This is a genomic window from Pseudomonas haemolytica, assembly GCF_009659625.1.
Taxonomy (GTDB): Bacteria; Pseudomonadota; Gammaproteobacteria; order Pseudomonadales; family Pseudomonadaceae; genus Aquipseudomonas; species Aquipseudomonas haemolytica.
The window spans coordinates 73873-96197 of record NZ_VOIW01000001.1; the positions used below are offsets into that span (position 1 = coordinate 73873).

Genomic DNA, 22325 nt, shown 5'->3' on the forward strand with positions numbered 1-22325 from the left:
TGCGTTAACCACGTATGAAAGCTCGGACGGGCGTCATCGTTCCAATCTCCCTGCGACCCCGTGCAACAAGGGAAACAACATGGCCCATAACAGCGCCAGGCCGATCAGGGTGGCTGCCGTGCCATAGCCAAAACTCACCCCCGCCAGTTGACTGCCTGCGTAATAAGACAACGGCCCACCCACTGCGCCCAACAGGCTGGCAAGCCACCCAGGCCGTGCGCTCCAGGCCAGGCAATAGCGCAAGGTCGTGGCCAGCAATGCCCACAGCAGCATCAACCAGAATGGAATCAACGGCCCGGGCTCGCTGAAGTGGAAAACCCCCAGCGTGCGCAACAGCGTATCCAGCAGCGTGCCTGCGATTGTCACGCTGACGATGAGCATGCCGTCATCAGCCAGTGAACTTACCCACAGCACGTGGACGCTCAGTACTGCCAACCCCACCAACAACCACGGGCTATCGCCGCCGAGCACGCAGGCAAACCAGCCGCACTGGAACAATACGGCATTGGCCACGGTTTTAAGCACTGAAGCGCCCGAGCAACGGCGCAGTGATCGCCGCAGGTTTAGCCAGCAGCAATTGCGCGGTACCAATCGTGCGTTCCATGAAGCCGCCTTCGCAGTAGCAAAGGTAGAACTCCCACAAGCGCAGGAAGTATTCGTCGTAGCCCAGCTCCGTGAGGCGGCCATGGGCACGGCGAAAGTTCTCATGCCACAGGCGCAGGGTACGTGCGTAGTGGAGGCCAAAGTCCTCCATGTGCAGCAGGTTCATGTCGGTGTCGCGGCTGACAATCTGCAGCATGTTCTGTACGCAGGGCAGAGCGCCGCCGGGAAAAATGTAGCGCTGGATAAAGTCGACGCTGCGCTTGGCCTGCTCAAAGCGTTGTTCGCGGATGGTAATGGCTTGCAGCAACATCAGGCCGTCGGGCTTGAGCAACTGTGCACATTGTTTGAAATAGGTGGGCAGGAAGCGATGGCCTACCGCTTCGATCATTTCGATCGACACCAGCTTGTCGTACTCGCCGGTGAGGTCGCGATAATCGCGTAGCAGCAAGGTCACTTGATCCTGCAGGCCCAAGGTCTGGATGCGCTCTGCGGTGTAGGCAAACTGTTCCTTGGACAAGGTCGTGGTGGTGACCTTGCAACCATAGTGCTGCGCCGCATAAAGCGCCATGCTGCCCCAGCCGGTACCGATTTCCAGCAGGTGGTCGCTGGGCTTGAGCGCCAGTTTCTGGCAGATACGCGCCAACTTGTTCAATTGCGCCTGTTCCAGGGTGTCATCGGGCGTCAGGAATTGCGCCGCCGAGTACATCATGGTCGGGTCGAGGAATTCTTCGAACAGGTCGTTGCCCAGGTCGTAATGGGCGGCGATATTTTTCTGCGAGCCCTTGCGCGTGTTGCGGTTGAGCCAGTGCAGCCCCTGGGTGAACGGCCGGGCCAGGCGCGCCAGGCCACCCTCCATGGCGTCGAGTACGTCCAGGTTGCTGACCATCACGCGCACTACGGCAGTGAGGTCCGGGCTGGTCCAATAACCGTGGATAAACGCTTCGCCGGCGCCGATCGAGCCATTGGCCGCCACCAGGCCCCATACCGCCGAGTCGAGAATCTGGATCTCGCCCAGCAGGTGTGCTTCCCGTGCGCCGAAGACTTGCCGCTCGCCGTCCTCGATGATCACCAGTTGGCCATGGCGCAATTGGCTGAGCTGGCGCAGTACACCCTTGCGCAGCAGCGCAGCGGTCAGGCCGTTTACGTTCAGGCGGTGAGTCTTGACCGACAAGCTAGGGGATTTCATGGCGACGATCCTTGGTGTACCCGACGGCGGTGCGAGAGGCGCCATCGGCGGCCCGGTGGGGGAAAATCGGTGTGCGTTTAAGCAGCAGGCGCAAGGCTTGCCAGTAGATCGCCAGGCAAGTCTTGGCGGTCATCCAGGGAAAACGCCATAAATAGCCATGCAGGCTGGCGCGGCTGAGGGGTTGTCTTTCCAGGCTCAGGGTGGCGTCGAAGATTTTTTGCGCGCCTTGCCAGTCGGCCATATGCACGCCGAGCCTGGCGGCGGGCGGGCTGAAGCTCATGCGGTATTCCAGCTCGCGCGGTAGAAATGGCGACACATGGAAGGCTTTGGCCACGGCGAAATGCTGGTGCTCGTCGGTGCCGAGGGGCTGGGCCGGCAGCACATAGTGATAGCGCTCGCGCCATGGGGTATTGGTCACTTCACACAGGATCGCGGCCAGTTGTCCATCGGCCTCGAAACAGTAGAAGAAACTCACGGGGTTAAAAGCCAGGCCCCAACTGCGGGCCTGGGTCAGTAGGCAGATAACGCCCTGGGGCGTATGCCCCAGCGCCTTGCCGACTTCGTGGCGCACGGCATCGCTCAAGCTCATGCCGTGGCGTGTGAACTCACGCAGGTAGTCCTGCTGGCGAAAGCCGAAGGGCGCCAGGCGACTGGTGCCGGCCAGGGGCGACAGCCCAAGCACTTCATCCTGTTCGCTGAGGTCCAGGTACAGCAGGCCGATGCGGTAGCGAAAGGCGTGGGCCTTGGGCGCAAACCGTCGATGGGCGATCCAGCCGCTGTACAGGGCGCTGTTCACAGGGTTTCCCCAAAAGCCTGGGCGACGCGCAGGGCGCTGACTACCCCGTCTTCGTGAAAACCGTTGGCCCAGTAGGCTCCGCAGTAAAAGGTATTGCGAACACCGTGCAATTCTTCCCAGCGCGCTTGAGCGGCCACGGCAGCCAAGCTGTATTGCGGGTGGGCATAGGTGTAACGCGCGAGGATCTTCAACGGGTTGATCATTTGCGTTTGATTGAGGCTGACGCAAAACGTGGTGGCGCTGTCGATGCCTTGCAGGATATTCATGTCGTAGGTAACGGCCGCATGGGATTGCGAGTTGCCGCTCAGCCGGTAATTCCAACTGGCCCAGGCCAGCTTGCGGTCAGGCAGCAGGCGCGTGTCGGTGTGCAGCACCACGTCGTTGTCGGCGTAGGGCAGGGCACCGAGGATCTCGCGTTCGGCTGGGCTGGGGTCGCTGAGCAAGGCCAGGGCCTGGTCGCTGTGGCAGGCGAAGATCACACGGTCGAACGCTTCGCTGCCGGCGGCGCTGTGGACAATGACACCCGCATCGCTGCGCTCGACGTTATGCACAGGGCAATCGAGGCGTATCCGGTCGTGAAAGCTACGGGTCAGCGGTTCGATGTAGCTGCTTGAACCGCCTTCGATCACGCACCATTGCGGTCGGTTATTGACCGAGAGCAAGCCGTGGTTCTTGAAGAAGCGCACGAAAAATTGCAACGGGAAACCGAGCATGTCCGCCAGAGACATCGACCAGATCGCCGCGCCCATCGGCACGATGTAGTGCCGGATAAACCGTGGGCCGTAGCCACCGGCTGTGAGGTAGTCACCGAGGGTCATCCCGGCGCTGATGCGCTGCTCTTGCAGGTCCAGGGGCGCTTGGCGGTTAAAGCGCAGAATATCGCGCAACATTCCCCAGAACCCCGGGGACAAAATATTGCGGCGCTGGGCAAACAGGCTGTTGAGGGTGTTGCCGTTGTACTCGAAGCCTGTGCTCTGGTCGCACACCGAAAAACTCATCTCGGTGGGTTTGAACTTGACGCCAATCTGCCCCAGCAGGCGGATGAAATTAGGGTAAGTCCAGTCATTGAATACGATGAAGCCTGTGTCCACGGCATAGCCTTTGCCTTCGACCGTCACGCTGGCCGTATGGGTATGTCCGCCGATGCAGTCACTGGCTTCGAACAGCGTGATGTCGTGGCGGCGGCTGAGCAGGTAGGCGCTGGTCAGCCCGGCGATGCCACTGCCGATAATGGCGATCTTCACAGATCGTCCTTCTGCGGCGGAGGGCTGCGCAACATGCGCTTGCCGATGATTAATTGCGCCCGGTTGGGCAGCTTGGACAACGGCCACAGGGTGGCGATAAACAATGCGGGGAAGGCGATTTCCAGTGGCCGTTTTTCCAGCTTCGCAAAGATGTGTCGCGCTGCCTTGTTGGCGGACCAGCTCAGAGGCATGGGGAAATCATTGCGTTCGGTCAGCGGCGTGTCCACAAAACCAGGGCTGATCACCGTGACGTCGATGTTTTCCGGCGAAAGGCTGATGCGCAGGGACTCGAACAGGTAACGCAGGCCGGCCTTGGATGCGCCGTATGCTTCGGCGCGCGGCATTGGCAGGTAAGTCACGGCGCTGGCCACGCCTACCAGGTGCGGCGTGAGCCCGGCGCGCAACAGCGGCAGCGCCGCCTCGATGCAATAACTGCTGGCCAGCAGGTTGGTGCGCACCACGTGCTCGATGATCGACGAGTCAAACTGCCGGGCATCGACGTATTCACAAGTGCCGGCGTTAAGGATCACGGTGTCCAGAGCGCCCCAGACCTCGGCAATATGTTCACCGATCTCGCGCACGGCCTGGCTGTTGGTCAGGTCGCCGGCCACCACCAGCACTTGCCCCGGGTAACGATGGGCGAGCGCTTCCAGCGGGCCTTTGGTACGGGAGCTGATCGCCACGTGGGCGCCGCTGTTGAGCAACTCCACGGCCAGCGCGGCCCCGATGCCACTGCTGGCGCCGGTCAGCCAATAACGTCGGGGTGCAAGGCTCATCCCATTCTCCTTTTCAGCCAACTGACGACACGACCGAGTACCGGTACGTGTTCATAGAGCAGGGCACCGGCATCGAAATAGTCACGATGACGGTAGACCTTGTCGTGCCACATCAAATGGGAGCAGCCTGGCACTCGGATCACCTTGCCACTGGCCAGGCGCGAGTGATGAAAACTCATGGTCCAGCGCAGGTAACCTTCGCCTTCGGCAACGGCATCGAAGCTGTGGAAGTCAAACTGCAAATGGCTGACGTTGCTGTACAGCTCGGCGAAGTAGCGCCGCAGCGCAGGCAGCCCGTGGACTTCATGCAGTGGGTCGCTAAAGGCGATGTCCTCGCTGTACAGACTGTCGAGCAGCTGCAGGTTGTGCTTGTCCAGCGTGGCGAAGCTGTGGGCGAAGCGGCGCAGGAAATCACTCATGGCCGGCCATCTCCAGTCGTGAAGGCAGGCTGCGAAAAGCCGCCAAGGCGCGTTCCCGGGACTGTTTCAGGTCAACCATGGCGCGCGGGTAATCCGCCACGCCGAACAGACCGCCGGCTGCTGCTGGGTTATGCACCTCTTTTTTATTCAGCGCGGCCAGCTCCGGCAGCCAGCGCTTGATGAAAACGCCGTCGCTGTCGAATTTTTCCGATTGGCTCAGCGGGCTGAAAATCCGGAAATACGGTGCCGAGTCGGTGCCGGTGGATGAGCTCCACTGCCAGCCGCCGTTGTTGGCCGCCAGGTCGCCGTCGATCAGGTGCCGCATAAAGAAGCGCTCGCCTTCGCGCCAGTCGATCAGCAGGTTCTTGGTCAGGAACATCGCCACCACCATACGCAGGCGGTTGTGCATCCAACCCGTTTCCAGCAGTTGGCGCATGGCCGCGTCGATGATTGGCAAGCCGGTGCGCGCTTGTTGCCAGGCAGCCAGGTCCGCGGGTGCATCGCGCCAGGCCAGTGCTTCGGTTTCCGGGCGAAAGGCGCGGTGGCGAGAGACCCGTGGGTAGCCAACCAGAATGTGTTTGTAGAACTCGCGCCACAGCAACTCGTTGATCCAGGTGATGGCGCCGATGTCGCCGCTTTCGAACTCGCCTTGGTTGGTTTGCAGCGCGGCGTGCAAGCACTGGCGCGGCGAAACCACACCGGCGGCGAGGTAGGCGGACAGTTGGCTGGTGCCGGGTTTGGCTGGGAAGTCGCGCTCGTCCTTGTAGTAGCTGATCTGCTGGTCGGCGAAGGCGTCGAGGCGCCGGCGCGCTTCGTCTTCACCGGCGGGCCAGAGGGCGCGCAAGGTTTCGCTGGGCGGCTCGAAACCTTGGACCATTGTCGGTACAGAATCGCTTTTCAACTCAAGCTTGGCCTGCGCCTTGGGCGTCGCCACCAGGCGCGGCAGGGCACTGTGCAGACGGTTGTAGCAGACCTTGCGGAACTGGCTGAACACCTGGAAATAGGTGCCGGTCTTGGTCAGTACGCTGCCGGGTTGGAAGAACAGTTGGTCCAGGTAACTGTGGAAGGTCACGCCGTCTGCTTCCAGTGCCTGGGCCACGGCAGCATCACGCTGGCTCTCGTGTATGCCGTATTCCTCGTTGACGTGCACCGATTTCACCGACAGTTCCCGGCACAGTTCGCTCAGCACGGCAGGCGCCTGATCCCAGGTCGCGGCATGGCGGATCAACAGCGGGATATTCAGTTTGCCCAGGGCCAGGCTCAAGTGCTGCACGTTGCGCAGCCAGAAATCGACTTTGCACGGCGCGTCATCATGGGCCAGCCACTGCTCGGGCGTGATCAGGTAAATGGCCGCGACCTGGCCGCGCTGGCTCGCGGCAGCCAGGGCTGTGTTGTCATGCAGGCGCAAGTCGGTGCGCAGCCAGATCAGATGCATTTAGACGATTCCACGCTGGATCAATAATTGGTGGGCCGCCAAGAGGTCTTCGGCCACGAACAATTCAGGCATGTCACGGGTTAAGTCAGCCAACTCGGCGTGGTGGATGCTTACTGTTGGGCCTGCAATCAATGTTGGGCAGCTGACGCCACCCAATAGTTTTGTGAGTGCCGAGAAATGGAGGGCTTTGCTCGAGTACAGCAACACGGCGCGTGGTTGCAGGTGTTCCACCGCCAGGGCCAGTTCGCCGGGCGGCAGCGGCCAGTCGAACACTTCCACCGGGCAGTCGGCACTGCTGGCCAGCCAGGCGCTGAGCCACAAGTGAGGTTCCAGGGGCAAGTCGGAATGGTTGACCAGCAACAGCGGCGCGCCGTGGAGTTGGCGGTTGTTGTGATAAATCCGCGCGCCGAACTTGCTGCGCAACCACGACAGAAAAAACACCCGCTCCATCTGCGCGCCGAATTGGCCCTGCCACCTATGTTCAAGCTCCTTGAGCAGCGGCAGCATCAGTTGCTCGCACAAAGTGCGTGGGGGGTAGAGCGCCATGGCTTGATTAAAGGCATCGTCGACCCGGCGCTCGGCCAATTCGCTGATCGCGTTGAGCAAATGCTGGCGCAGGCTCTGCCATTCATTCTCCATCGGCTCGGGGCTGGCTTGGGCGGAGTCGATCAGGCCCTTGACCTGGCTGACCGGCACGCCGCGATTGAGCCAGGTAAGGATGGCCTGAATGCGTTGCACGTGCTCGGCACTGAACAGCCGATGCCCCTTGGGCGTACGCTGGGGCACGATCAGGCCATAGCGGCGTTCCCAGGCGCGCAGGGTTACCGCGTTGACGCCGGTCTGGCGCGCCACTTCGCGGATCGGCAACCAGCCGTTTTGCAGGGCCAGGGCGATGTCTTCGCCGGGTTCGTCGAGCAGGGCAGGTTTCATGGATTAGATCGCATTACGCAGGCTGAGATTTTCCGGGTGCGGTTGCAGGTAGACCTGCTGCGCGATGTAACGGTCCGGGTGTTGGCGAAAGTGGTGCTTGAGCAGGGTCAGCGGCACCACCAGCGGCACAATGCCGTGACGGTATTGGCCGATCACGGTTTGCATTTCCTCTTTGTCATCGGCGCTGATGGCTTGCTTGAGGTAGCCGCTGATGTGTTGCAACACATTGGTGTGAGTGCCGCGGGTGGCGCACTTTTTCAGGCCCGTCATCAGCTCGCTGAAGTAGCCGTCGGCCAGTGCCTGGAGATCGACTTCCTTGCCCATGCTGCCGAGCAAGTGTCCCAGGCTTTTGTAGTGCGCCGGGCTGTGGGCCATCAGCAAGTACTTGTAGCGCGAGTGGAACGTCAACAGGCGGTGCCGGGTAAGGCCGTCGGCCAGCAGTTGTTGCCAGCTGGCGTACACGAATACGCGGGTCAGGAAGTTCTCGCGCAGCACCGGGTCATTCAGGCGGCCGTCTTCTTCCACTGGCAGGTTGGGATGGCGTGAGCAAAATGCCTGGGCGTAGATACCGCGCCCGCCGCCCTCGACGGGCGTGCCGTTGTCGCGGTACACCTTGACGCGCTCCAGGCCACAGGACGGCGACTTCTGCATGAAGATGTAGCCGCACAGGTCGGTATGTTCACGGGCCATTTGCTGGCCGTAGTCATCCAACGGCTGCGTAACGTTGAGTTCACGGTTTACGCTGCCGACGGCATGCGGCGCGGCAGGGTCGCCGACCAGGCGAATCGGTTCCCGAGGGATGCCCAGGCCGATGGCGACTTCCGGGCATAGCGGCACAAAGTCGAAGTACTCGCCGAGGGTCTGGCTGCACAGCAGGGATTGTTTATGCCCGCCGTTGAAGCGCACGTTCTCGCCCAATAGACAGGCGCTGATGGCGATCTTCGGTTTTACACTGCTGGACATGACCAAACCTCTGCGAGATTCCTGTACAAGCTGTAGAAGTTGTACAACTAAGCCTCATCATAGATTCGATGTTGTACAAGTCAAATAATTTGTACAGGTTTTTTCGGCGGCGTTACTTCCAACCGATTTGCCAGTCCACGGGGTTTTTCAAGGTCTGCCACGGCAAGCGCTCAGCGCGTCCAGTGAGGATGGCTTGCAGCTCGATGTCCAGCACCGTGCCTTCTTCGTCACGAAACACTTCGGTGACCATGAAGTGTTTTTCCTTGTGGCGCGGATGTGCTGCCGTCCATTTCGACAGCAGCAGTTTGGCGGGGTTGATACGGTTCATTGCAGGTGCTCGATCAAGCGCCGCGCCGCTTCCTGCCCGCTGAGCCAAGCACCCTCCACCCGGCCGGAGAGGCACCAGTCACCGCAGACGAACAAGCCCAGGTCGGCATCGGCCAGCACCCCGAATTCATGGCTGCTGGACGGGCGCGCGTAGAGCCAGCGGTGCGCCAGGCTGAATGACGGTGCGGGCATGGCGCTGTGCAGCAACTCAGCGAAAGCACCGTGCAGGTGTTCGATCACCGCTTCCTTGGGCAGGTCCAGGTGCGCCTTGCTCCAGGCGCTGGTGGCGTGCAGCACCCAGGTGTCGAGGGTGGTGTCGCGCCCGGGTTTGCTGCGGTTGCGCGCCAACCAATCGAGTGGGCTGTCTTGCACGAAGCAGCCTTCCATCGGCGTATCCAGCGGCTTGTCGAAGGCCAGGGCGATGGCCCAGGTCGGGTCCATTTTCACGCCGGCGGCGGCACTCGCCAGCTTGGGCGCGGCGGCCAGCAGGGCGGTAGCCTGGGGGGCTGGGGTGGCGATGACTACATGACTGAAGGGGCCGTGATTGCCGCCGGCGGCGTCGAGCAGGTTCCAGTGCTGTGTGCCCTGGAACACTTCGGTGATGCGGCAACCGAACTCCACCGGCAAGTCATCGAGCAATGCGCGGGTGATGGCGCTCATGCGCGGCGTGCCGACCCAGCGGATCTGTTCGTCGGGAGAGGGTGTCAGCTGGCCGGATTTGAAGTTGTACAGCTGGGGTTTCCACTGTTCGGCCCAGCCGTTGCTTTGCCAGCGCTGCACTTCGTTGACGAAGCGCCGGTCGCGGGCGGTGAAGTATTGCGCGCCCATGTCCAGCGCGCCGGCATCGCTGCGCTTGCTGGACATGCGGCCACCACTGCCGCGGCTTTTATCGAAGAGTTGTACGGCGTGCCCCGCGTCTTGTAACGCTCGGGCGGCAGAGAGACCGGCGATGCCGGTACCGATGATCGCGATGGGGACAGTCATGGGAGGCCTCGTTTTACCGTTGGGTACAGACTACGCCGACACCAATAGCTGTACAATATTGTTTTTTGGTATAAGTTTTGGCGTGCCTGATCGTTTGGCGTGACCTATGGTTAAGCTAAGGCTTAAACGTCCGTTACGCTCGATTATCTAATTGATCCCTGCTTATAAAATAGACCAGTGAGCGGCGGCGAACGTTACATGAGGAGAGTCCCATGCATATTTTGCTGACCGGCGGTACTGGCCTGATTGGCCGCCAACTTTGCCGACATTGGCTTGCCCAGGGCCATCGCGTGACGGTATGGAGCCGGCAACCGGAAACGGTCGCCCAGGTTTGCGGTGCCCAAGTGCTCGGGGTTGGCCGTCTGCAAGAGGTGATTGGCGCTGTGGACGCGGTGGTCAACCTGGCGGGCGCGCCCATTGCCGATCGGCCCTGGACCCACAAACGCAAGACGTTGCTGTGGAGCAGCCGCATCAACCTCACTGAAACCTTGCTGGCGTGGATGGAAAGCCTGGAGCAAAAACCAGCGGTGCTGATCTCCGGCTCTGCCGTGGGTTGGTATGGCGATGGCGGCGAGCGCGAACTGACTGAAGCCAGCGGCCCGGTGCAGGACGATTTCCCCAGCCAGTTGTGTATTGCCTGGGAAGAAACCGCCCAGCGTGCCGAAGCCATGGGCGTTCGCGTGGTGCTGGTGCGTACCGGCCTGGTGCTGGCGGCCGAGGGCGGCTTTTTGTCGCGCCTGTTGCTGCCGTTCAAACTGGCGCTGGGCGGGCCGATCGGCAATGGTCGGCAGTGGATGCCGTGGGTGCATATCAAGGATCAAATCGCCCTGATTGATTTTCTTCTGCACAAGGAAGATGCCAGCGGTCCTTATAATGCCTGCGCGCCACACCCCGTACGCAACCGCGAGTTTGCCAAGACCCTGGGCCAGGTGCTGCACCGCCCGGCGTTCATGCCGATGCCGGCCTTTGCGTTGAAGGTTGGCCTGGGTGAGTTGTCCGGCTTGTTGCTCGGCGGGCAAAAGGCGCTTCCTGAACGGCTGCTGGTTGCGGGTTTCACTTTCCAGTTCACTGAATTGCGTGCGGCTCTGGACGACTTGTCCAGCCGCCTTTAGAGATAGGATGTTGCATGACCGATCACGCGTTGTTACTGGTCAACCTGGGTTCACCGGCGTCCACTTCGGTGGCCGATGTGCGCAGTTACCTTAATCAGTTCCTGATGGATCCTTATGTGATCGACCTGCCTTGGCCTGTGCGGCGTTTGCTGGTGTCGCTGATCCTGATCAAGCGCCCCGAGCAGTCGGCCCATGCGTATGCGTCAATCTGGTGGGACGAGGGTTCGCCTCTGGTGGTGCTCAGCCGTCGCCTGCAACAGCAGATGACCGCGCAGTGGACCCAGGGGCCGGTGGAACTGGCGATGCGTTATGGCGAGCCATCGCTGGAAACGACCCTGACGCGCCTCGCTGCCCAGGGTATCCAGAAAGTGACATTGGCGCCGCTGTACCCGCAGTTTGCCGACAGCACCGTGACCACGGTGATAGAGGAAGCCAAGCGAGTAGTGCGAGACAAGCGTCTCAACGTACAGTTTTCGATCCTGCAACCTTTCTACGATCAGCCGGAATATCTCGATGCCCTGGTGGCTAGCGCCCGCGCTTATCTGGAGCAGGATTTCGATCACTTGTTGCTCAGTTTCCATGGCCTGCCCGAGCGTCATCTGAAAAAGCTCGACCCTACCGGTGCGCATTGCTTCAAGGATGCCGACTGCTGCAAGAACGCGTCGCCTGAAGTACTTGCCACCTGCTATCGCGCACAATGCTTCAGCGTCGCTCGGGATTTTGCCGAGCGTTCCGGTTTACCGGAGGGTAAGTGGTCGGTCGCGTTTCAATCGCGCCTGGGCCGGGCGAAGTGGATCGAACCCTACACCGAGGCACGCCTGGAGGCGTTGGCACAACAGGGCGTGAAAAAGCTGCTGGTGATGTGCCCGGCGTTTGTCGCCGATTGCATCGAGACCCTGGAAGAGATTGGCGACCGCGGGCGGGAGCAGTTCCGCGAGGCGGGGGGCGAGGAGTTGGTGTTGGTGCCGTGCTTGAATGATGATCCGCAGTGGGCGGTGGCGCTTAATACGCTGTGTGAACGGGCACCGACGACGCTATAACCCGAGCCGAGTGAAGATCAAAATGTGGGAGCGGGCTTGCTCGCGAATGCGGTGTATCAGTCAGCACCTCTATCAACTGACGGAGCGCATTCGCGAGCAAGCCCGCTCCCACATTTTTGACCGTGTTACAGATTGAGGGTCAAGCTGACGGTGAAATTGCGCGGTTCCCCGGGGTTGGCCCAGTAGCGGCTATAGGACCGCTCGTAATACTTTTCATCGAACAGGTTATTCAGGTTCAGCCCCACGGTGACATTCTCCGTAGCCTTGTAGTGGGCCAGCAAATCCACGGTGTGGTAGGCCGGCAGCTGGAAGCCTGTACCCGCTTCACCGGAGCGATCACCTACGTAAGTGAACGCCGCGCCCAGGTCTGAACCCCGCCACGCGCCATCCTGGAATTCATACACGCCCAACAGGCTGCCACTGTGCTTGGCCACGCCGAGAATGCGGCTGCCCGTGGGGATGACTTTGTCACCTTGGGTCACTTCGGCGTCTATATAAGCCAAGGCGCCGATCACGCGTATGGCGTCGGTCACTTGCCCGGTCACTTGCAGGTCAAACCCCTGACTGCGGGCCTTGCCCATGGCGCGGTTGAGATTGGTGGCCGGGTCTAGGGTGAGCACGTTTTCCTTTTCGATATGGAATGCAGCGAGGGTGGTGCTGAGGCGGTCGTCAAACAGCTCGCTCTTGATTCCTACCTCATAGCCCACGCCTTCTTCGGGCTTGAACGATTTGCCGCTGGCACCCAGGCCGTTGTTGGGCTTGAACGAGGTGGACGCGTTGGCAAACACCCCGATTTCAGGCGTGAGCTGGTAGAGCAGGCCAGCGCGCTGGGTCAGGGCGTCGTGTGTTTGCCGTCCCTGAGGGGCCTTGCCGGTGAAGTCGTTGATGCTTTGCTCAAAATGCTCAAAGCGCGCCCCGACCATGCCGCGCAGGCGGTCGGTAAAAATGATCTGGTCTTGCAGGTTCAGCGCCTGGCTTTTCACCTGCTCGAAGAAGTCGGTGCCGGTGCGCTCGCCGTTGGGTTTGGGCTTGCCGTAGATCGGGTTATGGATATCGATGGTGTAACGGCTGCCGCCGACGGTGGTGACGCGCTCTTTCTTGCGGTAGTCCTCGTATTCAGCGCCAACCAGCAACTCGTGCTGCCAACTGCCAATATCGAATAGGCCGCGCAGTTCCAGCTGGGTGATGCTGTCGTGCCAACCCGTGGAGCGCTCGCGATAGCGGCGGTCGATGGTGTGACCGTTGGCATTCAGTGCGCGGTTTTCCGAGGCGTCGCCCCACAGGCTGCCTTGCTTGTAGTGGCTGGCCAGGCGCAGTTTCCAGGCGTCGTTGAGGTGGTGTTCCAGCGCGGCCTGAATACGGTTGTTGTGGTTGCGGATATTGCCGTCGTTGGGCTCGCCGAGGAAGGTGGAGTGGGACATGCCGGTATTGGCGATGACACCTCGGTCGAAAGTGGAGCTGTGGCGCACGAATTCGCTTTCGACCAGAAGGTGGGTGTCCGGGGCCAACTGCCAACTGAAGGAGGGCGCGACGAATACGCGCTTGGCGTCTACGTGATCGCGGAAGCTGTGGTTGTCTTCGACCGCCAGGTTCACGCGTGACAATACGCGCCCTTCGCTGTCCAGCGGCGTATTCACATCCAATGCGGTGCGGTAGCGGTCCCAACTGCCGGCGTTGGATTGTAGGGTGGTGAAGGCTTCGGGCTGGGGTTTCTTGGTGACGATATTCACCGTGCCGCCAGGGTCGCCACGCCCATACAGGCTGGCAGCGGGGCCTTTGAGCACTTCAATGCGTTCGATATTCGCAGTGTCCGGCGTACTCGGGTAACCGCGGTTGGCGCTGAAACCATCCTGGTAGAACTCGGAGGTGGTGAAGCCGCGCACGCTGTATTCGTAGAGGGTCAGGCCACCGAAGTTGTTTTGCTTGGACACGCCGCCGGCAAAGTCCAAGGCGCGCTCCACACTGTTACTGCCCAGGTCCTTGAGCACCGTGGCGGGAATTACGCTGATGGATTGCGGGATGTCGCGCAGGGCGGTGTCGGTCTTGGTGGCACTGGCAGAGCGGGTAGCACGGTAGCCCTTGACCGGCCCGGTAGCGGACTCATAGGCGTCGGAGGTCACGCTGATGGGGTCGAGTTCCAGGGTGTTTTCTTCGGCGTAGGCAGGGTCGAGCAGCAAACCCAAGGCCAGGCCAGCCAAGGGCACAAACTTTCGAGACGGCATGATAGAGCGTTCCAATAACCATATTGAAACAATATAACATGCCTAATGAGAATGAATCGCTTCGAAATATGCCCTTACAAGCACCCGTGAACGGGCACTTGTAGGTCGCGCATGCTACTGCTCTTCTTTCGGCGGCGCCGTTGCCGGCGGTGGGCGCAGGCCGATTTCCGCCGACAGCTTGATCTCCTTGCCGTTGCGCATCACCAGGATCGCCACCTTGTCGGTCGGCTTGATACGCGCCACCTGGTTCATCGACTTGCGGCCATCACCGGCCGGGGCACCGTCGATGCTGAGGATCACATCGCCCAATTGCAGGCCGGCTTTCTGCGCCGGGCCATCGCGGAAGATCCCGGCGACCACGATACCCGGGCGCCCGGTCAGGCCGAACGACTCGGCCAGTTCCTTGGTCAATGGCTGCACTTCAATGCCCAGCCAGCCACGAATCACCTGGCCATGCTCGATGATCGACTTCATCACTTCCATCGCCAGCTTCACCGGGATCGCAAAGCCGATGCCCTGTGAGCCGCCGGACTTGGAGAAAATCGCGGTGTTGATGCCGGTCAGGTTGCCATTGGCATCCACCAGTGCACCGCCGGAGTTGCCTGGGTTGATCGCCGCATCGGTCTGGATAAAGTCTTCGTAGCTGTTAAGGCCCAACTGGTTACGCCCAGTGGCGCTGATGATGCCCATGGTGACCGTCTGGCCCACCCCGAACGGGTTGCCGATGGCCAGTGCCACGTCGCCCACGCGCAAGCCTTCGGAACGGCCGAGGGTGATGGACGGCAGGTTCTTCAAGTCTATCTTCAGTACCGCGAGGTCGGTTTCCGGATCGCTACCGACCACCCGTGCCAGGGTCTCGCGGCCGTCACGCAGGGCCACCACGATCTGGTCGGCGCCGGAGGTCACATGGTTATTGGTAAGGATGTAGCCTTCGGGGCTCATGATCACCCCGGAACCCAGGCTGGATTCCATGCGGCGTTGCTTGGGGCCGTTGTCACCGAAGTAGCGGCGGAACTGCGGGTCCTCGAACAACGGATGCGCAGGTTTGTTGATGACCTTGGTGGTGTACAGGTTGACCACGGCAGGTGCTGCAATGGTGACAGCGTCGGCATAGGTCACCGGGCCTTGGACCACCGCGCTGGTTTGCGGGGCCTGTTGCAGGTTCACATCCAGGGTGGGCAGGCCTACCCATTGGGGATAACGCTGGATAATCAGCATCGCGATCAGCACGCCAGCCAACAATGGCCATCCAAAAAAACGCAGTGCCTTGAGCATCAAGTAAGTCCTGACAGGTTGCAGGGGGCGGGAGAGCGCCCATAATGTGGCGCATTATACGAGGCTGTGACGCCTGCGAACGGGATATTTAGGAGTCTTTTATGGCCGTCCCCCTTACTACCCTCGTCGAGGAAGCAGACCGCTACCTTGGCAGCGCAAAAATTGCCGATTATTGCCCCAATGGCCTGCAGGTCGAGGGGCGTCCGCAGGTGATGCGCATCGTCAGCGGCGTGACCGCCAGCCAGGCGCTGCTGGATGCCGCCGTCGAAGCCAAGGCCGATCTGGTGCTGGTGCACCATGGCTATTTCTGGAAGGGCGAAAACCCGTGCATTACCGGCATGAAGCAGCGCCGCCTGAAAACCCTGCTCAAGCATGACATCAGCCTGTTGGCCTACCACTTGCCGTTGGATCTGCACGCCGATGTGGGCAATAACGTACAGCTTGCTCGGCAGTTGGATATCACCGTCGAAGGCCCGCTGGACCCGAACAACCCCAAGATCGTCGGCCTGGTCGGTTCCCTGGCCGAACCCCTGTCGCCCCGTGATTTCGCCCGCCGCGTGCAGGATGTGATGGGCCGCGAGCCGTTGCTGATCGAAGGCAGTGAGATGATCCGTCGTGTCGGCTGGTGCACGGGGGGCGGCCAGGGTTATATCGACCAGGCGATTGCCGCTGGCGTCGACCTGTACCTGAGCGGTGAAGCGTCCGAACAGACCTTCCACAGTGCCCGGGAAAACGACATCAGCTTCATCGCCGCCGGCCATCACGCCACCGAGCGCTATGGCGTGCAGGCGTTGGGCGATTACCTGGCGCGGCGCTTTGCCCTTGAGCATTTGTTCATCGATTGCCCGAACCCGATCTAGCGGTCACCACCACAGGAATGTGGGAGGGTTTCGGGCCAAACTCGGCGGCATATTCATATACCGTTTCGATCTAGCTGGCGCCCTGAATAGAAGAAGGTGCTGTGCTAGCATGCCTCGCTCGAACACGGCCCGCAGGCCGTCCATAAGATCGTTTTTCCGTGAGTAACCATGGTCGACAAACTGACGCATCTGAAACAGCTGGAGGCGGAAAGCATCCACATCATCCGCGAGGTCGCCGCCGAGTTCGACAACCCGGTGATGCTCTACTCGATCGGTAAAGACTCCGCCGTGATGCTGCACCTGGCACGCAAGGCCTTCTTCCCAGGCAAGCTGCCGTTCCCGGTGATGCACGTCGACACCCGCTGGAAATTCCAGGAGATGTACAAGTTTCGCGACAAGATGGTCGAAGAGCTTGGTCTGGAGTTGATCACCCACGTCAACCCGGATGGCGTGGCGCAGGGCATCAACCCGTTCACCCACGGCAGCGCCAAGCACACCGATATCATGAAGACCGAGGGCCTCAAGCAGGCCTTGGACAAGCATGGTTTCGACGCAGCGTTCGGCGGTGCCCGTCGCGATGAAGAGAAATCCCGTGCCAAAGAGCGCGTGTACTCGTTCCGCGACAGCAAGCACCGTTGGGACCCGAAGAACCAGCGCCCCGAGCTGTGGAACGTCTACAACGGCAACGTCAACAAGGGCGAGTCGATCCGCGTGTTCCCGCTGTCCAACTGGACCGAGCTGGACATCTGGCAGTACATCTACCTGGAAGGCATCCCGATTGTGCCGCTGTACTTCGCCGCCGAGCGCGACGTGATCGAGAAGAACGGCACGTTGATCATGATTGACGACGACCGCATCCTTGAACACCTGTCCGACGAAGACAAAGCCCGCATCGTCAAAAAGAAAGTACGTTTCCGCACCCTTGGCTGCTACCCGTTGACGGGCGCGGTGGAGTCCGAAGCCGAGACGCTGACGGACATCATTCAGGAAATGCTCCTGACGCGAACTTCCGAGCGCCAGGGCCGGGTCATCGACCACGATGGCGCCGGCTCCATGGAAGATAAAAAACGTCAAGGCTATTTCTAAGGGGCTGTCATGTCGCATCAATCTGATTTGATCAGCGAGGACATCCTCGCTTACCTGGGCCAGCACGAGCGCAAGGAAATGTTGCGCTTCCTGACCTGCGGCAACGTCGATGACGGCAAGAGCACCCTGATCGGGCGCCTGCTGCACGACTCCAAGATGATCTACGAAGATCACCTGGAAGCCATCACCCGTGATTCGAAGAAGTCCGGCACTACCGGCGACGACATCGACCTGGCCCTGCTGGTCGATGGCCTGCAGGCCGAGCGTGAGCAAGGCATCACCATCGACGTTGCCTATCGTTACTTCTCCACCGCCAAGCGCAAATTCATCATCGCCGACACCCCTGGCCATGAGCAGTACACCCGCAACATGGCCACCGGTGCGTCCACCTGTGACCTGGCGATCATCCTGATCGACGCCCGCTACGGGGTGCAGACGCAGACCCGTCGCCACAGCTTCATCGCCTCCTTGCTGGGGATCAAACACATCGTGGTGGCCGTCAACAAGATGGACATCAACGGCTTTGACCAGAGCGTATTCGAGTCGATCAAGGCCGATTACCTGAAGTTCGCTGACGGTATCGCGTTCAAGCCGAGCACTTTGGCCTTCGTGCCGATGTCGGCGCTCAAGGGCGACAACGTGGTGAACAAGAGCGAGCGTTCGCCCTGGTACACCGGTCAGTCGCTGATGGAGATCCTCGAGACCGTCGAGATCGCCAACGACCGCAACTACACCGACCTGCGTTTCCCGGTGCAGTACGTCAACCGTCCGAACCTGAACTTCCGTGGTTTCGCCGGCACCCTGGCCAGTGGCATCGTGCACAAGGGTGACGAAGTCGTGGTGCTGCCGTCGGGCAAAAGCAGCCGGGTCAAATCCATCGTCACCTTCGAAGGTGAGCTGGAGCACGCGGGCCCAGGCCAGGCCGTGACCCTGACCATGGAAGACGAGATCGACATCTCCCGTGGCGACCTGCTGGTGCATGCCGACAACGTACCGCAAGTGACCGACGCCTTCGACGCCATGCTGGTGTGGATGGCCGAAGAGCCGATGCTGCCGGGCAAGAAGTACGACATCAAGCGCGCCACCAGTTACGTGCCGGGTTCCATCACTAGCATTGTGCACCGCGTGGATGTGAACACCCTGGCCGAAGGCCCGGCGAGTTCGCTGCAGCTCAACGAAATCGGCCGGGTCAAGGTCAGCCTCGATGCCGCTATCGCGTTGGATGGCTACGCCAGCAACCGCACCACCGGTGCCTTTATCGTTATCGACCGTTTGACTAACGGTACCGTGGCTGCGGGCATGATTATCGCGCCGCCGGTCAATCATGGCGGTTCTGCGCAGCACGGCAGCCTCGCTCATGTTGCCACTGAAGAGCGCGCCCTGCGCTTCGGCCAGCAACCGGCCACCGTGTTGTTCAGCGGCTTGTCGGGTGCAGGCAAGAGCACGCTGGCCTATGCGGTTGAGCGCAAGCTGTTCGACATGGGCCGTGCGGTGTTCGTACTGGATGGCCAGAACCTGCGTCACGACCTGAACAAAGGCTTGCCCCAGGACCGTGCCGGGCGTACCGAGAACTGGCGCCGTGCGGCCCACGTTGCGCGTCAGTTCAACGAAGCCGGCCTGCTGACCCTGGCTGCGTTCGTGGCGCCGGATGCCGAAGGCCGTGAACAGGCCAAGGCGTTGATTGGCGCTGATCGCCTGCTGACCGTCTATGTGCAGGCGTCGCCGCTGGTGTGCGCCGAGCGTGACCCGCAAGGTTTGTACGCGGCGGGCGGGGATAACATCCCGGGTGAGTCCTTCCCGTACGACGTGCCGTTGAATGCCGACCTGGTACTCGACACCCAGGCTTTGTCGCTGGAAGACAGCGTCAAGCAGGTGCTGGAGTTGTTGCGTCAGCGCGGCGCGATCTAAACCTCGCCGCTACAAAAAAAGCCCGCCACCGATCACTCGGTGGCGGGCTTTTTTACATTTTCAAGATTGAGCGCGGTCAAATGTGGGAGGAGGCTTGCCCCCGATAGCGGTGGGTCAGCTAGAGCCTCATCGGGGGCAAGCCCCCTCCCACAGGTTGATCATCGCTTGTTTGGGAATTTGGTGTGAAGCTGCTCCAGCAACTCATCCTTCTCTTCCCACAACCGATTGATCCAGCCCTGGAACGCCAACCGATACTCCCCGTCCTGCTCATAATTCTTGCCAATAAACTCAGCCGGAATCTGCACCTCTTCAAAGTGCACCACCACCTCCTGCACCTTTCCGCAGAGTAGATCCCAGTAACCCGGACGCCCGGCTGGGTAGTGAATGGTCACATTCACCAATGACTTCAACTGCTCCCCCATGGCATCCAGCACAAACGCAATGCCACCCGCCTTGGGCTTGAGCAAATAGCGAAACGGCGATTGCTGCTGTGCATGCTTACCCGGCGTAAACCGCGTGCCCTCGGCAAAGTTGAAAATCCCCACCGGGTTGTTGCGAAACTTCGCACAGATCTTGCGCGTGGTTTCCAGGTCTTTGCCTTTCTTCTCCGGGTGTTTCTCCAGATAAGCCTTGCTGTAGCGCTTCATAAAGGGAAAACCCAGGGCCCACCACGCCAGGCCAATCACCGGCACCCAGATCAGTTCCTGCTTGAGGAAGAACTTCAGCGGGCGAATGCGTCGATTGAGCACGTATTGCAGCACCATGATGTCGACCCAGCTCTGGTGGTTGCTGGTCACCAGATAGGAGTGCTGGTAGTCCAGGCCCTCAAGGCCGGTCAGGTGCCAGCGCGTGCGGCGCACCAGGTTCATCCAGCCCTTGTTGTTGGTGACCCAGGCTTCGTGGGTGTGGTTCATCAGCCATTCGCTGAAGCGCTTGGCGAACGGCAGCGCTTTGAACAGCGCGACGATAAACAGGAACGAACACAGCAGGATCGTGTTCAGTGCCAGCAACAGCGAAGCGATCACCCCGCGCACGGCGGCAGGTAGAAAATCCAGCATTTAGATATCCATAGGTCGGTTGGCGGCTTGGATCGCAGTCAGGGCGATGGTGTACACGATGTCATCTACCTGGGCGCCGCGCGGCAGGTCGTTGACCGGTTTGCGCAGGCCCTGGAGCATCGGCCCCAGGCTCACGCAATCGGCACTGCGTTGTACGGCTTTGTGGGTGGTATTGCCAGTGTTCAGGTCCGGGAACACGAACACCGTGGCCTTGCCGGCAACCTGGCTGTTGGGTGCCAATTGCCGGGCGACGTTCTCGTTGGCGGCGGCGTCGTATTGCAGCGGGCCGTCGATCAGCAGCGAACTTTGCTGCTCGTGGGCGAGCAGGGTGGCCTCGCGGACTTTTTCCACTTCCTCGCCGCTGGCCGAATCACCGCTGGAATAGCTGATCATCGCCACCCGCGGCGTGATGCCGAACGCGGCCGCCGAATCGGCGCTTTGCAGGGCGATTTCCGCCAGTTCCGCAGCGCTTGGGTGCGGGTTCATCACACAGTCGCCGTACACCAGCACCTGCTCAGGGAACAGCATGAAGAATACCGACGACACCAAGGTGCAGCCCGGCGCGGTCTTGATCAATTGCAGGGCAGGGCGGATGGTGTTCGCGGTGGAATGAATAACGCCGGAGACCAGGCCGTCCACTTCGTCCAGGGCGAGCATCATGGTAGCGATCACCACGGTGTCTTCCAGCTGCTGCTCGGCCATTGGCGCATTCAGGCTCTTGCTCTTGCGCAAGGCGACCATCGGCTCGACGTAGCGTTGGCGAATCAGGTCCGGGTCGAGAATCTCCAGGCCCTCGGGCAGCTCGATGCCTTGGGCGCGGGCGACTGCCTCCACATCCTCCGGTTTGGCCAGCAGCACGCAACGGGCAATGCCCCGGGCCTGGCAGATGGCGGCGGCTTGTACGGTCAGCGGCTCGCTGCCTTCGGGCAACACGATGCGTTTGTTGGCGGCCTGGGCGCGCTGGATCAACTGATAGCGGAAAACGGCTGGCGACAGGCGCATTTCCCGTGGCGTGCCACAACGCTGGCGCAGCCAGCGCGCATCGAGGTGGCTGGCGACGAAGTCAGTGATGATCTCCGCGCGCTCGCGGTCATCGATGGGGATTTCCTTGTTGAGGCTATTGAGTTGGTTGGCGGTGTCATAGGAGCCGGTGCTCACCGACAGCACCGGCAGCCCGGCCTGGAAGGCGCCGCGGCATAGATCCATGATGCGCGGGTCCGGCAGGGTGTCGCTGGTCAGCAACAGGCCGGCCAGTGGCACGCCATTGATCGCGGCCAGGCTCACGGCGAGGATGATGTCGTCGCGATCCCCGGGTGTTACCACCAATACGCCGGGCTTGAGCAGCTCTACGGTGTTACGCATGGTGCGGGCGCAGATGATGATCTTGGTCATGCGCCGGCTTTCGTAGTCGCCGGCGTTGAGGATCTGCGCGCCCATCAGGTCGGCCACGTCGCGGGTGCGCGGGGCATTGAGTTCGGGTTGATAGGGGATGCAGCCGAGCAGGCGGAAATCACCGCTGCGCAACAAAGGCGAGTGCTCTTTAAGGCGGGCCGAGAAGGCTTCCATACTTTCGTCGGTGCGCACCTTGTTGAGGATCACGCCCAGCACTTTCGGGTCTTTCGGGCCACCGAACAATTGCGCCTGCAATTCCACGCGGCCGGAGAGTTCGGTGAGCACCTCGTTTTCCGGGGCCGAGACCAGGATCACTTCCGCATCCAGGCTCTTGGCCAGGTGCAGGTTGACCCGTGCTGCGTAGCTGGCGCTGCGGGTCGGCACCATGCCTTCGACAATCAGCACGTCCTTGCCCACGGCGGCCTGCTGGTAGAGGGTGATGATTTCTTCGAGCAGCTCATCGAGCTGGCCGTCCCCGAGCATGCGCTCTACGTGGGCCAGGCCTAAGGGCTGTGGCGGTTTCAGGCCGTGAGTGCGGGCCACCAGCTCAGTGGAGCGTTCCGGGCCAGTGTCGCCGGGGTGGGGCTGGGCAATCGGTTTGAAGAAGCCGACTTTAAGGCCGGCCCGTTCCAGGGTGCGCACCAGCCCAAGGCTGATGGAGGTCAGACCCACACCAAAATCGGTGGGCGCGATAAAAAAAGTCTGCATG

Annotated in this window: 20 protein-coding genes; 5 read left to right on the forward strand and 15 right to left on the reverse strand. The window is 61.1% G+C overall.

The annotated features are described in order from the left end of the window. Positions 1–33 precede the first annotated feature (33 nt). The 11 genes from FRT59_RS00380 to FRT59_RS00430 form a co-directional block, all read right to left on the reverse strand. Complete coding sequence (locus tag FRT59_RS00380; protein WP_034118004.1) at positions 34–525, reverse strand: DUF2878 domain-containing protein; 492 nt, start codon at positions 523–525, stop codon at positions 34–36. Further along, entirely contained in the window at positions 518–1789 is a 1272-nt protein-coding gene (locus FRT59_RS00385) for an SAM-dependent methyltransferase (RefSeq protein ID WP_153870132.1), read from the reverse strand. Before FRT59_RS00385 ends, FRT59_RS00380 begins: the two co-directional genes overlap by 8 nt. Then, positions 1776–2585, reverse strand: coding sequence for a DUF1365 domain-containing protein (locus FRT59_RS00390; protein ID WP_034118006.1), 810 nt, complete (start codon positions 2583–2585; stop codon positions 1776–1778). Before FRT59_RS00390 ends, FRT59_RS00385 begins: the two co-directional genes overlap by 14 nt. Then, a complete protein-coding gene (locus tag FRT59_RS00395; RefSeq protein ID WP_198809552.1) occupies positions 2582–3829 on the reverse strand; it encodes an NAD(P)/FAD-dependent oxidoreductase in 1248 nt (415 codons plus the stop codon). Before FRT59_RS00395 ends, FRT59_RS00390 begins: the two co-directional genes overlap by 4 nt. Next, a complete protein-coding gene (locus tag FRT59_RS00400; protein ID WP_153870133.1) occupies positions 3826–4605 on the reverse strand; it encodes an SDR family NAD(P)-dependent oxidoreductase in 780 nt (259 codons plus the stop codon). The genes FRT59_RS00395 and FRT59_RS00400 overlap by 4 nt, the downstream gene beginning before the upstream one ends. Continuing rightward, positions 4602–5024, reverse strand: a complete 423-nt coding sequence (locus FRT59_RS00405; RefSeq protein ID WP_153870134.1) for a nuclear transport factor 2 family protein — start codon at positions 5022–5024, stop codon at positions 4602–4604. The genes FRT59_RS00400 and FRT59_RS00405 overlap by 4 nt, the downstream gene beginning before the upstream one ends. After that, the gene (phrB, locus tag FRT59_RS00410; protein ID WP_153870135.1) at positions 5017–6459 is read right to left on the reverse strand and encodes a deoxyribodipyrimidine photo-lyase; all 1443 of its coding nucleotides are present in this window, start codon (positions 6457–6459) and stop codon (positions 5017–5019) included. The genes FRT59_RS00405 and phrB overlap by 8 nt, the downstream gene beginning before the upstream one ends. Further along, complete coding sequence (locus FRT59_RS00415) at positions 6460–7389, reverse strand: MerR family transcriptional regulator (protein WP_153870136.1); 930 nt, start codon at positions 7387–7389, stop codon at positions 6460–6462. A 3-nt stretch (positions 7390–7392) separates the two neighbouring features. After that, positions 7393–8352, reverse strand: a complete 960-nt coding sequence (locus FRT59_RS00420; RefSeq protein ID WP_153870137.1) for a YbgA family protein — start codon at positions 8350–8352, stop codon at positions 7393–7395. Between the two features lie 112 nt (positions 8353–8464). Then, positions 8465–8680: a TIGR02450 family Trp-rich protein gene (locus tag FRT59_RS00425; protein ID WP_034118013.1), complete on the reverse strand. Its 216-nt coding sequence runs from the start codon at positions 8678–8680 to the stop codon at positions 8465–8467. Next, positions 8677–9663 (reverse strand): NAD(P)/FAD-dependent oxidoreductase, encoded by a 987-nt coding sequence (locus FRT59_RS00430; RefSeq protein ID WP_153870138.1) that lies wholly within the window; start codon positions 9661–9663, stop codon positions 8677–8679. The genes FRT59_RS00425 and FRT59_RS00430 overlap by 4 nt, the downstream gene beginning before the upstream one ends. A gap of 212 nt (positions 9664–9875) precedes the next feature. Between FRT59_RS00430 and FRT59_RS00435 the strand changes: the two genes are divergently transcribed. Together FRT59_RS00435 and hemH are read left to right on the forward strand one after the other, a co-directional pair. After that, on the forward strand, positions 9876–10775 hold the full coding sequence (locus FRT59_RS00435; protein WP_153870139.1) for a TIGR01777 family oxidoreductase: 900 nt from the start codon (positions 9876–9878) through the stop codon (positions 10773–10775). Between the two features lie 14 nt (positions 10776–10789). Continuing rightward, positions 10790–11815 (forward strand): ferrochelatase, encoded by a 1026-nt coding sequence (gene hemH / locus FRT59_RS00440; RefSeq protein ID WP_034118016.1) that lies wholly within the window; start codon positions 10790–10792, stop codon positions 11813–11815. A 125-nt stretch (positions 11816–11940) separates the two neighbouring features. On the opposite strand, the gene FRT59_RS00445 is transcribed toward hemH, so the two are convergent. Next, positions 11941–14037 (reverse strand): TonB-dependent siderophore receptor, encoded by a 2097-nt coding sequence (locus tag FRT59_RS00445; RefSeq protein ID WP_153870140.1) that lies wholly within the window; start codon positions 14035–14037, stop codon positions 11941–11943. Between the two features lie 114 nt (positions 14038–14151). After that, a complete protein-coding gene (gene algW / locus FRT59_RS00450) occupies positions 14152–15312 on the reverse strand; it encodes a Do family serine endopeptidase AlgW (RefSeq protein ID WP_034118018.1) in 1161 nt (386 codons plus the stop codon). Between the two features lie 101 nt (positions 15313–15413). Here algW and FRT59_RS00455 point away from each other — a divergent pair, with 101 nt between their 5' ends. From FRT59_RS00455 to cysN, 3 genes are all read left to right on the forward strand, one after another. Continuing rightward, positions 15414–16172, forward strand: coding sequence for a Nif3-like dinuclear metal center hexameric protein (locus tag FRT59_RS00455; protein ID WP_153870141.1), 759 nt, complete (start codon positions 15414–15416; stop codon positions 16170–16172). 168 nt (positions 16173–16340) lie between these two features. After that, the gene (cysD, locus tag FRT59_RS00460; protein ID WP_034118020.1) at positions 16341–17258 is read left to right on the forward strand and encodes a sulfate adenylyltransferase subunit CysD; all 918 of its coding nucleotides are present in this window, start codon (positions 16341–16343) and stop codon (positions 17256–17258) included. Positions 17259–17267: 9 nt separating this feature from the next. Next, the gene (cysN, locus tag FRT59_RS00465) at positions 17268–19166 is read left to right on the forward strand and encodes a sulfate adenylyltransferase subunit CysN (RefSeq protein ID WP_153870142.1); all 1899 of its coding nucleotides are present in this window, start codon (positions 17268–17270) and stop codon (positions 19164–19166) included. A gap of 158 nt (positions 19167–19324) precedes the next feature. Here cysN and FRT59_RS00470 read toward each other — a convergent pair whose 3' ends face one another. Together FRT59_RS00470 and pta are read right to left on the reverse strand one after the other, a co-directional pair. Beyond that, the gene (locus tag FRT59_RS00470) at positions 19325–20224 is read right to left on the reverse strand and encodes an acyltransferase (protein WP_153870143.1); all 900 of its coding nucleotides are present in this window, start codon (positions 20222–20224) and stop codon (positions 19325–19327) included. Then, the gene (gene pta / locus FRT59_RS00475; protein WP_153870144.1) at positions 20225–22324 is read right to left on the reverse strand and encodes a phosphate acetyltransferase; all 2100 of its coding nucleotides are present in this window, start codon (positions 22322–22324) and stop codon (positions 20225–20227) included. It abuts the gene before it with no gap. Position 22325 lies beyond the last annotated feature (1 nt).

What these genes read in the sequence shown, in the direction of transcription:
- FRT59_RS00385 (WP_153870132.1), bottom strand. Translation starts at nt 1,789, where the DNA reads ATGAAATCCCCTAGCTTGTCGGTCAAGACTCACCGCCTGAACGTAAAC.
- FRT59_RS00400 (WP_153870133.1), bottom strand. Translation starts at nt 4,605, where the DNA reads ATGAGCCTTGCACCCCGACGTTATTGGCTGACCGGCGCCAGCAGTGGC.
- FRT59_RS00405 (WP_153870134.1), bottom strand. Translation starts at nt 5,024, where the DNA reads ATGAGTGATTTCCTGCGCCGCTTCGCCCACAGCTTCGCCACGCTGGAC.
- phrB (WP_153870135.1), bottom strand. Translation starts at nt 6,459, where the DNA reads ATGCATCTGATCTGGCTGCGCACCGACTTGCGCCTGCATGACAACACA.
- FRT59_RS00415 (WP_153870136.1), bottom strand. Translation starts at nt 7,389, where the DNA reads ATGAAACCTGCCCTGCTCGACGAACCCGGCGAAGACATCGCCCTGGCC.
- FRT59_RS00420 (WP_153870137.1), bottom strand. Translation starts at nt 8,352, where the DNA reads ATGTCCAGCAGTGTAAAACCGAAGATCGCCATCAGCGCCTGTCTATTG.
- FRT59_RS00425 (WP_034118013.1), bottom strand. Translation starts at nt 8,680, where the DNA reads ATGAACCGTATCAACCCCGCCAAACTGCTGCTGTCGAAATGGACGGCA.
- FRT59_RS00430 (WP_153870138.1), bottom strand. Translation starts at nt 9,663, where the DNA reads ATGACTGTCCCCATCGCGATCATCGGTACCGGCATCGCCGGTCTCTCT.
- FRT59_RS00435 (WP_153870139.1), top strand. Translation starts at nt 9,876, where the DNA reads ATGCATATTTTGCTGACCGGCGGTACTGGCCTGATTGGCCGCCAACTT.
- hemH (WP_034118016.1), top strand. Translation starts at nt 10,790, where the DNA reads ATGACCGATCACGCGTTGTTACTGGTCAACCTGGGTTCACCGGCGTCC.
- FRT59_RS00445 (WP_153870140.1), bottom strand. Translation starts at nt 14,037, where the DNA reads ATGCCGTCTCGAAAGTTTGTGCCCTTGGCTGGCCTGGCCTTGGGTTTG.
- algW (WP_034118018.1), bottom strand. Translation starts at nt 15,312, where the DNA reads ATGCTCAAGGCACTGCGTTTTTTTGGATGGCCATTGTTGGCTGGCGTG.
- FRT59_RS00455 (WP_153870141.1), top strand. Translation starts at nt 15,414, where the DNA reads ATGGCCGTCCCCCTTACTACCCTCGTCGAGGAAGCAGACCGCTACCTT.
- cysD (WP_034118020.1), top strand. Translation starts at nt 16,341, where the DNA reads ATGGTCGACAAACTGACGCATCTGAAACAGCTGGAGGCGGAAAGCATC.
- cysN (WP_153870142.1), top strand. Translation starts at nt 17,268, where the DNA reads ATGTCGCATCAATCTGATTTGATCAGCGAGGACATCCTCGCTTACCTG.
- FRT59_RS00470 (WP_153870143.1), bottom strand. Translation starts at nt 20,224, where the DNA reads ATGCTGGATTTTCTACCTGCCGCCGTGCGCGGGGTGATCGCTTCGCTG.
- pta (WP_153870144.1), bottom strand. Translation starts at nt 22,324, where the DNA reads ATGCAGACTTTTTTTATCGCGCCCACCGATTTTGGTGTGGGTCTGACC.